Annotated in this window: 12 protein-coding genes and 1 pseudogene; 9 read left to right on the forward strand and 4 right to left on the reverse strand. The window is 70.1% G+C overall.

Annotated elements, in window-relative coordinates:
- Positions 1-225 precede the first annotated feature (225 nt).
- On the forward strand, positions 226-1,551 hold the full coding sequence (locus P8T65_RS37905; RefSeq protein WP_316729820.1) for an MFS transporter: 1,326 nt from the start codon (positions 226-228) through the stop codon (positions 1,549-1,551).
- A 97-nt stretch (positions 1,552-1,648) separates the two neighbouring features.
- On the opposite strand, the gene P8T65_RS37910 is transcribed toward P8T65_RS37905, so the two are convergent.
- On the reverse strand, positions 1,649-2,287 hold the full coding sequence (locus P8T65_RS37910; RefSeq protein WP_230218871.1) for a TetR/AcrR family transcriptional regulator: 639 nt from the start codon (positions 2,285-2,287) through the stop codon (positions 1,649-1,651).
- Positions 2,288-2,360: 73 nt separating this feature from the next.
- Here P8T65_RS37910 and P8T65_RS37915 point away from each other — a divergent pair, with 73 nt between their 5' ends.
- From P8T65_RS37915 to P8T65_RS37935, 5 genes are all read left to right on the forward strand, one after another.
- The gene (locus P8T65_RS37915; protein WP_316729822.1) at positions 2,361-3,512 is read left to right on the forward strand and encodes an acyl-CoA dehydrogenase family protein; all 1,152 of its coding nucleotides are present in this window, start codon (positions 2,361-2,363) and stop codon (positions 3,510-3,512) included.
- A gap of 121 nt (positions 3,513-3,633) precedes the next feature.
- Positions 3,634-3,921 (forward strand): YiaA/YiaB family inner membrane protein, encoded by a 288-nt coding sequence (locus P8T65_RS37920; protein WP_184896013.1) that lies wholly within the window; start codon positions 3,634-3,636, stop codon positions 3,919-3,921.
- Positions 3,922-4,048: 127 nt separating this feature from the next.
- Entirely contained in the window at positions 4,049-4,675 is a 627-nt protein-coding gene (locus tag P8T65_RS37925) for a TetR/AcrR family transcriptional regulator (protein WP_316729823.1), read from the forward strand.
- A 203-nt stretch (positions 4,676-4,878) separates the two neighbouring features.
- Positions 4,879-5,577 (forward strand): glycoside hydrolase family 11 protein, encoded by a 699-nt coding sequence (locus P8T65_RS37930; protein ID WP_316729824.1) that lies wholly within the window; start codon positions 4,879-4,881, stop codon positions 5,575-5,577.
- Positions 5,574-6,278 (forward strand): polysaccharide deacetylase family protein, encoded by a 705-nt coding sequence (locus P8T65_RS37935; protein ID WP_316729825.1) that lies wholly within the window; start codon positions 5,574-5,576, stop codon positions 6,276-6,278. The genes P8T65_RS37930 and P8T65_RS37935 overlap by 4 nt, the downstream gene beginning before the upstream one ends.
- 288 nt (positions 6,279-6,566) lie before the next feature.
- Here the strand turns inward: P8T65_RS37935 and P8T65_RS37940 are convergent, their stop codons facing one another.
- Positions 6,567-7,028, reverse strand: coding sequence for a MaoC family dehydratase (locus P8T65_RS37940; protein WP_316729827.1), 462 nt, complete (start codon positions 7,026-7,028; stop codon positions 6,567-6,569).
- Positions 7,029-7,135: 107 nt separating this feature from the next.
- Between P8T65_RS37940 and soxR the strand changes: the two genes are divergently transcribed.
- Positions 7,136-7,621, forward strand: coding sequence for a redox-sensitive transcriptional activator SoxR (soxR, locus tag P8T65_RS37945; protein ID WP_316729828.1), 486 nt, complete (start codon positions 7,136-7,138; stop codon positions 7,619-7,621).
- 29 nt (positions 7,622-7,650) lie between these two features.
- On the opposite strand, the gene P8T65_RS37950 is transcribed toward soxR, so the two are convergent.
- Positions 7,651-8,727, reverse strand: coding sequence for an RNA ligase (ATP) (locus P8T65_RS37950; protein WP_316729829.1), 1,077 nt, complete (start codon positions 8,725-8,727; stop codon positions 7,651-7,653).
- A 264-nt stretch (positions 8,728-8,991) separates the two neighbouring features.
- Between P8T65_RS37950 and P8T65_RS37955 the strand changes: the two are divergent.
- Positions 8,992-9,514, forward strand: a pseudogene (locus tag P8T65_RS37955) (hypothetical protein).
- A 73-nt stretch (positions 9,515-9,587) separates the two neighbouring features.
- Here P8T65_RS37955 and P8T65_RS37960 read toward each other — a convergent pair.
- A complete protein-coding gene (locus tag P8T65_RS37960; RefSeq protein ID WP_316729831.1) occupies positions 9,588-10,190 on the reverse strand; it encodes a hypothetical protein in 603 nt (200 codons plus the stop codon).
- A 355-nt stretch (positions 10,191-10,545) separates the two neighbouring features.
- Between P8T65_RS37960 and P8T65_RS37965 the strand changes: the two genes are divergently transcribed.
- On the forward strand, positions 10,546-13,359 hold the full coding sequence (locus P8T65_RS37965) for a penicillin acylase family protein (protein WP_316729833.1): 2,814 nt from the start codon (positions 10,546-10,548) through the stop codon (positions 13,357-13,359).
- Positions 13,360-13,381: the final 22 nt, after the last annotated feature.

A 13,381-nucleotide genomic window follows, 5' to 3' on the forward strand; every position in this document is an offset into this window, starting at 1 on the left:
TGCGGCTGCGGGTGCGCGGGGGCTGGTCGCGCAGTTCCCCGCACCCCTGAAAGACCCCGGACGCGCCCCGCGCTTGTAAGGGGCGCGGGGAACTGCGCGAGCAACCCCCACCCGCCCGCAGGCAAAAACCCCTCCCCGAACTGATACCCGCACGACCGTTGACCTCCATACCGTCCGGTCAGTACGTTCCCGGGAACGTCCCCGCACCCACCGGAGTGTGCTCGTATGGACACCGCTCCCGTTTCGGCCCCCGTCACCACTTCCCCTCCCCAGAGCCACCGCAAGGTGGCCACCGCCGCGGCCCTCGCCTCGGCGGTGGAGTGGTACGACTACTTCGTCTTCGGCATAGCCGCCGCCCTCGTTCTGGGCGACCTCTACTTCCCGGCCGGCAGCTCCTCCGCGGGAGTCCTCGCCGCGTTCGCCACCTTCGCCGTCGGCTTCCTCGCCCGCCCCCTCGGTGGCGTCGTCGCAGGTCACCTCGGTGACAAGCGGGGCCGCAAGCCGATGCTGGTGCTGGCGCTGACCCTGATGGGCCTCGCCACCACCGGCATCGGCCTCCTGCCCACGTACGAGACGATCGGGATCGCCGCCCCGGTCCTGCTCGTCCTCCTCCGTGTCGCCCAGGGCGTCGCCGTCGGCGCCCAGTGGGGCGGCGCGATGCTGTTGGCCACCGAGTACGCCCCCGAGGGCAAGCGCGGGGTGTACGGCAGCTTCGTCCAGCTCGGCGTCCCCATCGGCGTGGTGAGTGCCAACACGATGTTCCTGGTCGTGGGTGCGGCCACCAGCGACTCGGCCTTCGCCGCCTGGGGCTGGCGCGTGCCCTTCCTGGTCGGGCTCTTCGTCCTCGGCCTCGCCTGGTACATCCACCGCCATGTCGAGGAGACCCCCGAATTCCAGGCAGCGGAAAGGGAGTTGACGGAGAAGGAGAAGGGCGAGAAGAGCTCCCCGCTCAGGACGATCCTGCGTGGCCATCTCGGCACGGTCTTCCTGGCCGGCGGCTCCTTCGCCGTGAACACCGCGACCTTCTACATCCTCATCACCGGCGTCCTCGACTACACCACCCGAGAACTCGACATGAAGCGCAGCGCCGTCCTCGCGGTCTCCCTGTGCGTCAGCCTCACCCAGCTGGTGCTGATCCCCGCCGCCGCGGCCCTCTCCGACCGCGTCGGCAGGATCCGGATCTACGCGATCGGCGCGGCCGGCATCGCCCTGTGGGCGGTTCCGCTGTTCCTGCTCATCGACACCGGCTCCCTGCTGTGGCTCGCCGTCGGCACCTTCGTCGCCAGTTGCTTCCTCAGCATCATGTACGGGCCCCAGGCCGCCCTGTTCGCCGAGCTGTTCACCCCCGAGATGCGCTACACGGGTGCCTCCCTCGGATACCAGATCGCCGCGGTGCTCGGCGGCGGCCTCGCCCCGTTCCTGATGGTCCTCCTCCTGGAGGCCACGGGCACGTCCATGGCGGTGTCCGCGTACATCATCGGGCTCTCGGTGATCGCCCTCGTCTCGATCAAGATCCTCGCGGGGAGGGCGAGTTCACGAACGGAGGATTAGGCAGGCTCCTCGTCGGCGGCCCGGGTCGCGGCTCCGGAACCCCATCCGGGGCCGCGATCCCGAGGCGTTCGTGCCCGTGCGGGCGGTTCCCCGCCGCCTATCGGGTCCCGCCCTGCCCGTACTGCTGCTCCAACCCGTCCAGCAGCGCCCGCAGTCCCACCTCGAACGCCCGCTCGTCGACCTTCTGCTGTTGCTCCGCCAGCAGGTGGGCCTGCCCGAGATGCGGGTAGTCGGCGGGGTCGTAGGCGCTCTCGTCGTCCACGAACCCCCCGGCGAACGACCCGATCGCGGACCCCATGATGAAGTACCGCATCAGCGCCCCGATGGACGTGGCCTGGGCCGCCGGCCACCCCGCCTCGACCATCGCCCCGAACACGACGTCGGCGACCCGTAGTCCCGCCGGCCGGCGCCCGGGTCCCCGCGCGAGGATCGGCACGATGTTGGGGTGGTCGCGCAGTGCCGCCCGGTAGGACACGGCCCAGTCGTGCAGCGCGGTCCGCCAGTCCCGCCCGTCCCGGAACATCGACAGGTCGACCTGCGCGCTCACCGAGTCGGCGACCGCCTCCAGGATCTGGTCCATGGTGCGGAAGTGGTTGTAGAGGGAGGGCCCGCTCACTCCGAGCTCCGCGGCGAGCCGCCGGGTGGAGACCGCCGCCAGCCCCTCCGCGTCCACCAGCGCCCGCGCCGTCTCCACGATGCGGTCGGTGCTCAACAGGGGCTTGCGTGGTCGGGCCATGGCGCACATAGTAGGGCTGCACCTTAAAACTAGCAGTGGTAATTTAATGGGGGACTGACGAGAGGCGGACCGCGTGAACCTGGAGCTCAGCGAGGAGCAGACCGCCGCGCGCCGGCTCGCGAGCGACTTCGTGGAGCGCGAGATCGCCCCGCACGTCATCGAGTGGGACCGCGCGGAGAACGTCGACCGGGCGATCGTGAAGAAGCTCGGCGAGGTCGGCTTCCTGGGGCTCACCGTCGACGAGGAGTACGGCGGTTCCGGCGGCGACCACCTGACGTACTGCCTGGTCACCGAGGAGCTCGGCCGCGGCGATTCCTCCGTGCGCGGCATCGTCTCCGTCTCCCTGGGGCTGGTCGCGAAGACGATCGCGGCCTGGGGCGACGAGGAGCAGAAGCGGCGCTGGCTGCCGGGACTCACGGCGGGGGAGTACGTCGGCTGCTTCGGTCTCACCGAACCCGGCACCGGCTCGGACGCGGGCAACCTCGCCGGCCGGGCCGTGCGCGACGGCGACGACTACGTCATCAACGGCACCAAGATGTTCATCACCAACGGCACCTGGGCCGACGTCGTCCTGCTCTTCGCACGCTCCACCGACGCCCCCGGCCACCGGGGCGTCTCCGCCTTCCTCGTCCCCACCGACACCCCCGGCCTGACCCGGCGCACCATCCACGGCAAGCTCGGCCTGCGCGGCCAGGCCACCGCCGAACTGGTCCTGGAGGACGTCCGCGTCCCCGCCTCCGCGATGCTCGGCCCCGAGGGCAAGGGGTTCACTCTCGCCATGTCCGCGCTCGCCAAGGGGCGGATGTCGGTGGCCGCCGGCTGTGTCGGCATCGCCCAGGCCGCGCTGGACGCGGCGGTCCGGTACGCGGGCGAGCGCGAGCAGTTCGGCAGGCCCATCGCCCACCACCAGCTCGTCCAGGAGCTCATCAGCGACATCGCGGTGGACGTCGACGCGGCCCGGCTGCTGACCTGGCGGGTCGCCGATCTCGTCGACCGGGGCCGGCCCTTCGCCACCGAGGCCAGCAAGGCGAAGCTCTTCGCCTCCGAGGCCGCCGTCCGCGCCGCGAACAACGCCCTCCAGGTCTTCGGCGGTTACGGCTACCTCGACGAGTACCCGGCCGGAAAGCTCCTGCGCGACGCCCGGGTGATGACCCTCTACGAGGGCACCAGCCAGATACAGAAACTGCTCATCGGGCGGGCGCTGACGGGCGTTTCGGCGTTCTGATCCCGGCTCCGCGCTCGCCGCGGCCCCGGTGCGCGTCAGAGCGCGGCTCTGAGTATGCGACACCGCCGACTGAGTATCCCGACGGATGTGGTTCGGGCCACATCCGTCGAACCATGTCCCCATGAGTGAGACACCGGTCAAGCAGCAGAACACGGCGGCCTTCTACGGCCAGGCCGTCGTTTCGTTCGCCGTCGCCATGGCGGCCACCACCGTCGGCATCTACAACCTCGACGCCGACACCTGGGTCCGCGCCTTCCTGGCCATCGCGGTCCTCTACCTGGTGACCTCGTCCTTCACCCTGGCCAAGGTGATCCGTGACCGCCAGGAGGCCGGGCGGATCGTCAGCCGGGTCGACCAGGCCCGGCTGGAGAAACTCCTCGCCGAGCACGACCCCTTCGAGAAGCTCTGAGGCCGGGCGCGCGACCCCCGGCGCGTGACCCCCGCCGCCGTGCGGCACAGCCCTGAGCGGGCCTTCTAAGCGCCCGCTCACCTTCGGCGGTATGGTGGTGCCCAGCCACCGAAGGGACGAACGAGCGATGAGTACGGCGGAGGAGACGGCGGGCGGCGAGCCGCAGCCGTGGGGCGAGGTCAATCCGGAGGCGGCCCGGCGGCTGCTGATGGCCGCCGTGGAGGCCTTCGCCGAGCGTGGCTACCACGCGACGACGACCCGGGACATCGCGGGCCGCGCGGGGATGAGCCCCGCCGCGCTGTACATCCACTACAAGACCAAGGAAGAGCTGCTCCACCGGATCAGCCGCATCGGTCACGAGAAGGCCCTCGCCGTCCTGCGGACGGCGGCCAGCTCCGAGGGCGGCCCGGCCGACCGGCTCGCCGAGGCCGTGCGCTCCTTCGTCCGCTGGCACGCGGGGCAGCACACCGTCGCTCGTGTCGTGCAGTACGAGCTCGACGCCCTCGGCCCCGAGGCCCGCGCCGAGATCGTCACCCTGCGCCGCGAGAACGACGCCGCCGTGCGCGGCATCATCGAGGACGGCGTCGCGTCGGGCGACTTCGACGTCCCCGACGTCCGCGGGACGACCGTCGCCATCCTCTCCCTCTGTATCGACGTGGCGCGCTGGTTCAACGTCAACGGCCCCCGCACCCCCGACGAGGTCGGCGCGCTCTACGCGGACCTCGTCCTGCGCATGGTGGGCGCGAAGAGGTAACTCCCACGATCGGCCCTGACTTCGAAACATTCGAAAGCCGGGGCCGTTGCTCTTGTCCCAGCCACTGGCCTCTTGGCGGATTGTCGCTGGTGCGGAGCGCGAATGTTTCGGGGTTGGTGCCGAATGTATTGACAGTTGGCAGGGGCAGGCCAACACTCCCGGGGTGACAGGGCAACCCACGAGCCCGAGGAGGACGCGAGCGTATGGACGACGCACCCGCACCCACTCCCACCCCGCCCCCGAGCCGCAGGCTCTTCATGAGCGGTGTCTGCGCGACCGCGATGGCGGCGGCGACCACGCTGGCCCTGCCCGGCACGGCCCGCGCGGACACGGTGGTCACCAGCAATCAGACCGGCAGCAACAACGGCTTCTACTACTCCTTCTGGACCGACGCCCCGGGCACGGTCTCCATGACCCTGGCCTCCGGCGGCGCCTACCGCACCTCCTGGCGCAACACCGGCAACTTCGTCGCCGGCAAGGGCTGGAGCAACGGCTCCCGCAGGACGGTGACCTACTCGGGCTCCTTCAGCCCGTCCGGCAACGCCTATCTGACCCTCTACGGCTGGACGGCCAGTCCGCTCGTCGAGTACTACATCGTCGACAACTGGGGCACCTACCGGCCCACGGGCGCGTACAAGGGCACGGTCACCAGCGACGGCGGCACGTACGACATCTACCGGACCACGCGCTACAACGCCCCCTCCGTCGAGGGCACCCGCACCTTCGACCAGTACTGGAGCGTGCGCCAGTCGAAGAGGACCGGTGGGAACATCACCACCGGCAACCACTTCGACGCCTGGGCCCGTGCCGGGATGCCCCTCGGCAGTTTCCGGTACTACATGATCATGGCCACCGAGGGATACCGGAGCAGCGGCAGCTCCAGCATCACGGTGTCCCCGTGAACGCCGGACCATGCCGCTCGCCGCGCCGACCGGTGCGGCGGCTGGCCGTCGTCGCGACGGCGCTGGCGAGTGTCGTCCCCCTGACGCTCGGCGCCGCCGAGGCCGCGCCGGAGCGGGCCGCCGCCTGCACCGGCTATGTCGGGCTCACGTTCGACGACGGCCCGTCCGGCAGTACGTCGGCCCTGCTGAACACGCTCCGGCAGACCGGGCTCCGGGCGACCATGTTCAACCAGGGCCAGTACGCCGCCGCCAACCCCGCCCTGGTCCGGGCGCAGGTCGGCGCCGGCATGTGGGTGGCCAACCACAGCTACACCCACCCGCATCTGACCCAGTTGGGCCAGGCGCAGATCGACGCGGAGATCTCCCGCACCCAGCAGGCCATCGCCCAAGCGGGCGGCGGCACGCCGAAGCTGTTCCGGCCGCCGTACGGCGAGACCAACGCGACGGTGAGGTCGGTGGCGGCCAGGTACGGCCTGACCGAGATCCTGTGGAACGTCGACTCGCAGGACTGGAACGGGGCGAGCACCGACGCGATCGTGCAGGCCGCCGCCCGGCTCACCAACGGCCAGGTCATGCTCCTGCACGACTGGTCCGCGAACTCGCGCGCGGCGCTCCCGCGCATCGCGCAGGGGCTGTCCGCCCGAGGTCTGTGCGCGGGGATGATCTCGCCGCAGACCGGCCGCGCCGTGGCGCCCGGGTAGGGCCTGTCGTTTGGATCACGGCGGCTTCGGGCGACGGCACCTGACAGCTGCCGGTGAGCGGGGCTTGGTGCGTGCAGCTGCAAGGCGGAGGAGGGCGTCAACGCGGAGCGTCGGCGACCGACGACAACGCCGCAGATGTGCGCACCAAGCCCCGCGGCCCAGGCGTGATCCAAACGACAGGCCCCAGGCGGGGCGCGGCGCCCCGCTGAGGCAGGAGCGTGGCGCCGGGCTGGGACGAAAACGTGGCACGGCGGTCGCGAACGCCGCGCCACCGCGCGCCCCACGCGCTCAGAAGTAGTACCGGGACACCGACTCCGCCACGCACACCGGCTTCTCCCCGCCCTCGCGCTCCACGACGACCGCGGCCGTGACCTGGACGCCGCCGCCGACCTCCGTGACGTCCTGGAGGGTCGCGGTGGCGCGCAGCCGGGAACCGACCGGGACCGGCGCCGGGAAGCGGACCTTGTTCGTGCCGTAGTTGACGCCCATCCTGACGTTGTCGACCTTGAGGATCTGCGGTACGAGCAACGGCAGCAGGGACAGGGTCAGGTAGCCGTGGGCGATGGTCGTCCCGAAGGGCCCGGCCGCCGCCTTCTCCGGGTCCACGTGGATCCACTGGTGGTCACCGGTGGCCTCGGCGAAGAGATCGATCCGCTTCTGGTCGACCTCCAGCCAGTCGCTGTACCCCAGCGACTCGCCCACCGCCGCCGTCAGCTCCTCGGCGGACGTGAAGATCCTCGGCTCTGCCATGTCTCGGCCTCCCTGGTCCCATTGTCTAAGCGACTGCTTAGCATGGTCGGCCGCGCGACCCCTGTCAACGGACCGTGGCCCTTTCGGGTATGGGTAGGCTCGGAGGGGTGCCCCAGATCCCTGAGAAGATCCACGAGTTGACCGTCGGCCAGCTGTCGGCCCGTAGTGGTGCCGCCGTCTCCGCCCTGCACTTCTACGAGTCCAAAGGGCTGATCAGCAGCCGCCGCACCTCGGGCAACCAGCGCCGCTACAGCCGGGACACCCTGCGCCGGGTGGCCTTCGTCCGGGCCGCGCAACGCGTCGGCATCCCGCTCGCCACGATCCGCGAGGCACTCGCCGAACTGCCCGAGGAGCGCACGCCGAACCGTGAGGACTGGGCCCACCTCTCCGAGGCCTGGCGGTCCGAACTGGACGAACGGATCAAGCAGCTGAACCGGCTGCGCGACCACCTCACCGACTGCATCGGCTGCGGTTGTCTGTCCCTGGACAGCTGTGTGCTCTCCAACCCCGACGACGTCTTCGGCGAGCGGCAGAGCGGCTCCCGCCTCCTGGTCGAGCGCCGCAGGACCGAACGGCGCGAACCCGGGAGCTGACAGGGCGGCTCCCAGGTTCGCGCCGGGCGTCACTCGTACTCCGTGCCGCCCTTACGGGTCAGGTACGCCGGGCTGACCGCCTTGGCGACGGCCCGCCCGCCGGTCACGGGGCTGTACCGCTCGATGACCGGCCGGATCACGACCCCCTCGCGCAGGTGCAGTTCGCGCCCGGAGACGGTCTCCCGTCCTTCGGCCACCTCCAGGACGAGGTCCGCGGCGTACGGACCCTCGTACAGCCGTGGCACCAGCGGCAGTTCGCCGTCGAGCAGCGTGGACAGCTCCGCGGAGTCCAGCCAGCGGACCCGGCCGTCGATGTCCGCGGAGACGTCGAACACGGCGTACCCGAGGGTGTCGCGGCGGCCGTCCGCGCCGTACGTCAGGTCCTGCACCCCGGCGCCGTAGACCTCGCCGAAAATCCCGACCCGTCGCGCGCCGAGCCGCTCGGCGAGCCGGGCGGCGACCTCGCCCACCCGGTGGCCGTGGACGGCCCGCCAGTACAGATTGCGCGGATCCTCCTTGAGGGCCAGGGACTTCGAGCCGAAGCCCTTCGAGGACACCAGCACCCGGCCGTCCTCGGCCAGGTACGTGACCAGGCAGGCCGTGCCGTGCAGCTTCTCCGTCAGGACGACCGGCTCACCGGGCGGGAAGATGCCGGGGTGGCGCCGGATGTTCTCGATGTCGACCCAGGGCAGCAGATCCGGCGCCGACTCGACCTCGCCGCTCATCGTGGGCGGGATCGGCGGCACCCATTTGACGATGCCGAGCTGCTCCGCGAAGTCCGTGCCGTCGGTGACGGCGGCCGTCAGATCGATGCCCGCGAGGGCCCGTGGGCGGCAGACGATGCCCTGCGACAGCTCGCCCCGCAGCCGTACCGCCTTCACCCGGTCCGAGTTGCCTCCCGCCAGCCGGCCGGTGAGCCCCAGTTCCTCGATAAGCGGCGCGGGGAGCACGGACTGCTCCGGGATGTACACGGCGGTGTCACCGGTGCGGTACGCCCCCTTCGCCACGACGGCTCGGTACAGGCCCACCTGGGCCAGTTCGAGCGCGTCGGCGTTCGGGTGTTCGTGGATCGTCAGCACTTCGGCGGTGACGCGCAGCGTCGACATCGGCCTCTCCTCGCTCTGGGACTCAGGGCTGTCTCATCGCCCCCAACTCTCCGCACGGGAAAGGGGTGGAGCGAGTGGATTTCGCCCTGGTAAGAGCGCGCCCCGGACGCGCCGGGCGCACCCCGTGCCGTGCCGCGCGCACGCCACGGGGTGCAACCGCTTTCGTGCCATCGGTGTCATGGACGCGGAGGGGTGGCGTGGCGCGTCCCCCGGGCATTGACACGGCAAGGGCACAGCGAAGGCACAGCACGGCAGGGAGCGCCGATGAGCGTCGTCATCTGTTCGCTGAAGTGGGAGAAGGCCCACTCGGGGACGCAGCGGATCACCTACGACTCGGACGGTTACCACCTGGTGCGCTTCCCGTACGAGGCGACCGAGGAGTCGTACGACCCCTGGAAGATGCACGACCCGGAGAGCGGCGGTGGCACCGCCTCGAAGTTCCCCGACCCGCGCTCCGGACTGATCTGGCCCAGCCGCGACGGCTGGGGCGTGCTGTCGGCGATGGTGTTCTGGGAGGCGGACGCCAGGACGCTGGAGTACCGCACCCGCTTCGTGCGCGATCCCCTGAACCTGACCAAGAAGAAGTACGACTCCACGGGCACGACGGACAGTGTGCGCACCCGGGGCGGTCAGTACCGGACCTGCGTGTGGCAGATGTTCGTGCACAAGGGCATGCCGCTGGGCCTGAAGATATCCGCGCGGGGGGGCGGGGGACACGCGGCGGGCCACGGCGATCAGCCTCGCCGAGTTCAAGCTCGCCATCCACACGGACGTCGAGAAGCCGTAGCCGTCACGCCGTACCGGAACCTCGTCGACACACATGCACGGGGGTGCGGCATCCCCGGCGCACCCCCGCCGCGCTAGGCCGAGACCAGCAGTCGCCCGCGCCTGGACTCCGCCAGGGCCTCGGGGGTGAGTACCGGTCGTGGCACCACGATTCCGCACTCCGTGCAGACCGGACCCGAGGACGGCTCATGGGCCAGGTCGTACATCCAGACGAGGAGCTCGCCCTCGCACACCGGGCAGGACGAGCCCGGTTCGCGCTCCAGCGCGGCGATGAGCCGGCGCAGCACCTCCGCCAGTGGTTCACGGGGGTGGACCTTCGGGTCGTCGCACCATGCGACACCGAAACCGCCCCAGGTCAGCCGGTGCCAGTCGTCGACACTGCCCGGCCTGCGCAGCCCGTCGTACTTCTCCTTCTTGCGGCGCCGCGCGAACTGCACCTCGTAGTCGAGCCAGACGGAGCGGGCCTCTTCCAACTCCTCCAGTGCGGCCACGAGCCGCGCCGGGTCGGGGTTGCGGTCCTCGGGGCCGAAGCCGGCCCGCGAGCACAAGTGGTCCCACGTCGCCCGATGCCCGTAGGGGGCGAACCTCTCAAGGCACTTGCGCAGTGAATACCGCCGCAGTGCCAGATCGCACCTGGGATCTCGCACCTGTCTTGCCAGACTCCGGAAACCGGCCATCGCCCTGCACCTCCGTCACACCTGCACCTGAACTTCGGTCACTTCGGCGTCGTCGTCGGGACGTCGCCGAATAGACGTATCGACACGCGATTCGGCTCCATCCGATTTCCGATGACCTCCCTAAGTCGTCTGCTGAGCCGTTCACGGACCGTTCCTGCCTACGCCTGACTGCCTCTGACTTCTTCTTGCGCTTTTGTTGCGCTTCTTCTTGGGCTTACGACTACTTCTGAGTACCTGTTCACGCTGTCCGTCACCTGTGTGTCCGCGGTGATCCAGAAAACGTGACGCATGTTCATGTTCAAAGTCGGGGATACCGGCGGTAACATCCGGCCCACCCCTGTCAGGAGGAGCTGCCATGCCCTGGCGCACCCCACGCACTTCACGCAACGCACCGGACGGACTGAGAACTCCCCGCAGATTCCCGGAGTTCCTCAAGGCCGCCTCCCTATGCGCACTCGTTGCCGGTCTTTTGTCGCCTCTTTCCCCGACTTCCCCGGCGGCGGCCGCCGACACCGGGTCCGTGCAGGCGGCAGCCGTGACCGACCACTGCGGCGGACAGTGCTCCGACATCCTGCCGCCCGGCCAGAACGGCAACGCCACCCTCGCCCAGATCCTCCTCAACCAGGTGTTCGGCTCCATGCCGGAGAACGCGAGCAACCAACTCGGCCCCTACAACAACCTGGCCACCGGTTACCCCGGCCTCACCAACTCCACGATCAACACCTTCTTCAACGATGCCTCCTTCGGCGTCGCCTCCGACCAGGTCGCCTCCACCCTGAAGCCGGCCGGCCGCACCGACGTCACGATCGTCCGCGACAAGAAGACCGGCGTGCCGCACATCACGGGCACCACCCGCTACGGCACCGAGTTCGGCGCGGGCTACGCCGCCGCCCAGGACCGGCTGTGGCTGATGGACGTCTTCCGCCACGTCGGCCGCGGCAAGCTGACCCCGTTCGCGGGCGGCGCCCCGTCCAACCAGGGCCTGGAACAGGAGTTCTGGCGCCACGCCCCCTACACCGAGGCCGATCTGCAGGCCCAGATCGACAAGGCGGTGGCCGCCAACGGCGAGCGCGGGCAGCTGGCCCTGGCCGACGTCAACGCCTACGTCGCCGGCATCAACGCCTACATCGACGCCTCCGACAGCGGCCGTTACTTCCCCGGCGAGTACGTCCTGACCGGCCACAAGGACTCCATCACCAACGCCGGCACCATAGAGAAGTTCAAGCCCACCGACCTGGTCGCCCTGGCCTCCGTCATCGGCGCCCTGTTCGGCTCCGGGGGCGGCGGCGAGGTCAACAACGCCCTCTCCCTGCTGGCCGCCCAGGAGAAGTACGGCGTCACCGAGGGCACCAAGGTCTGGGAGTCCTTCCGCGAGCGCAACGATCCCGAGGCCGCCCTCACCGTCCACGACGGCAGCTTCCCGTACGCCACCAAGCCCGCGGACCCGCAGGGCATGGCCCTCCCCGACGACGGCACGGTCGCCGAGGAACCCCTCGTGTACGACCGCACCGGCAGCGCGGCCACCCCGGCCTCCACGAGCCTGTCCGACAAGGCCACCGACAGCGCCCTGAGCTCCGCCCGGCGTGGCATGTCCAACGCCCTCGTCGTCAGTGGCGAGCACACCGCGAGCGGACACCCCGTCGCCGTCTTCGGCCCGCAGACCGGTTACTTCGCCCCGCAGCTGCTCATGCTCCAGGAGATACAGGGCCCGGGCATCAGTGCCCGGGGCGCCTCCTTCGCGGGTCTGAGCATGTACGTCGAACTCGGCCGGGGGCAGGACTACGCCTGGAGCGCCACCACCTCCGGCCAGGACATCATCGACGCGTACGCGGTCGAGCTGTGCCAGGACGACGTCCACTACCTCTACCACGGCACCTGCACGGCGATGGAGAAGGTGGAGCAGACCAACGCCTGGAAGCCCACCACCGCCGACTCCACCCCGGCGGGCTCGTACCGCATGCAGGTCTGGCGCACCAAGTACGGCCCCGTGACGCACCGCGCCACGGTCGACGGCAAGAAGGTCGCCTACACCACCCTGCGCTCCTCGTACCTGAACGAGGCCGAGTCGATCATCGGCTTCCAGATGCTGAACGACCCGGACTACGTCAAGGGTCCCGAGAGCTTCCAGAAGGCCGTCCAGAACATCAACTACACCTTCAACTGGTTCTACGCCGACTCCACCCACACCGCGTACTACAACAGCGGTGACAACCCCGTGCGCGCCACGAGCGTCGACCCCGAGTTCCCGGCCTGGGCCCGGTCCGCGTACGAGTGGCGCGGCTGGAACCCGACCACCAACACCGCCGACTACACCCCGCCCTCCCAGCACCCCAACTCCATCGACCAGGACTACTACATCTCCTGGAACAACAAGCAGGCCGCCGACTACACCACCGCCCCCTGGGGCAACGGCTCCGTCCACCGGGGCAACCTCCTCGACGACCGGGTCAAGAAGCTGGTCGACGCGGGCGGGGTCACCCGAGCCTCGCTGACGAAGGCCATGGCCGAGGCGGGCCTCGCCGACCTGCGGGCCGAGGACGTCGTCCCCGACCTGCTCAAGGTCATCAACAGCAGCACGGTCACGGACTCCGCGGCCGCCGCGGCGGTCACCAAGCTCCAGACCTGGGTCACGTCCGGCTCGAAACGCACGGAGACCTCCGCCGGTTCGAAGACCTACGCCAACGCCGAGGCGATCCGCATCCTGGACGCCTGGTGGCCCCTGCTGGTGAAGGCCCAGTTCGAACCCGGCCTCGGCACTGACCTGTACAGCGCCATCACCGCCAACCTGCCCGTCGACGAGTCCCCTTCCGCCGCGCACGGCCCCACCGGCTCCCACGCCGGCAGCTCCTTCCAGTACGGCTGGTGGAGCTACGTCGACAAGGACATCCGCTCGGTGCTGGGCGAGACGGTGCGGGGCCCGCTCGCGAACAAGTACTGCGGCGGCGGCAACCTCGGCGCCTGCCGCACCCTCCTGATCAACACCCTCAAGGAGGCGGCCGGCAAGACCGCCGCGCAGGTCTACCCCGGCGACGCGAACTGCTCGGCCGGCGACCAGTGGTGCGCCGACTCGATCATCCAGCGGACCCTGGGCGGCATCAAGCACAACAAGATCAGCTGGCAGAACCGGCCGACCTACCAGCAGGTCGTGGAGTTCACCTCGCACCGGTGAGCGGCGCCCCGCACCGGTGCCA

It is taken from the genome of Streptomyces sp. 11x1 (assembly GCF_032598905.1).
In the GTDB taxonomy this organism is placed as follows: domain Bacteria; phylum Actinomycetota; class Actinomycetes; order Streptomycetales; family Streptomycetaceae; genus Streptomyces.

Bases quoted from the DNA above. Each gene is read 5' to 3' on its own strand.
- P8T65_RS37960 (WP_316729831.1), bottom strand. From the start codon at position 10,190: ATGGCCGGTTTCCGGAGTCTGGCAAGACAGGTGCGAGATCCCAGGTGC.
- P8T65_RS37905 (WP_316729820.1), top strand. From the start codon at position 226: ATGGACACCGCTCCCGTTTCGGCCCCCGTCACCACTTCCCCTCCCCAG.
- P8T65_RS37910 (WP_230218871.1), bottom strand. From the start codon at position 2,287: ATGGCCCGACCACGCAAGCCCCTGTTGAGCACCGACCGCATCGTGGAG.
- P8T65_RS37940 (WP_316729827.1), bottom strand. From the start codon at position 7,028: ATGGCAGAGCCGAGGATCTTCACGTCCGCCGAGGAGCTGACGGCGGCG.
- P8T65_RS37950 (WP_316729829.1), bottom strand. From the start codon at position 8,727: ATGTCGACGCTGCGCGTCACCGCCGAAGTGCTGACGATCCACGAACAC.
- P8T65_RS37920 (WP_184896013.1), top strand. From the start codon at position 3,634: ATGAGTGAGACACCGGTCAAGCAGCAGAACACGGCGGCCTTCTACGGC.
- P8T65_RS37930 (WP_316729824.1), top strand. From the start codon at position 4,879: ATGGACGACGCACCCGCACCCACTCCCACCCCGCCCCCGAGCCGCAGG.
- P8T65_RS37925 (WP_316729823.1), top strand. From the start codon at position 4,049: ATGAGTACGGCGGAGGAGACGGCGGGCGGCGAGCCGCAGCCGTGGGGC.
- P8T65_RS37965 (WP_316729833.1), top strand. From the start codon at position 10,546: ATGCCCTGGCGCACCCCACGCACTTCACGCAACGCACCGGACGGACTG.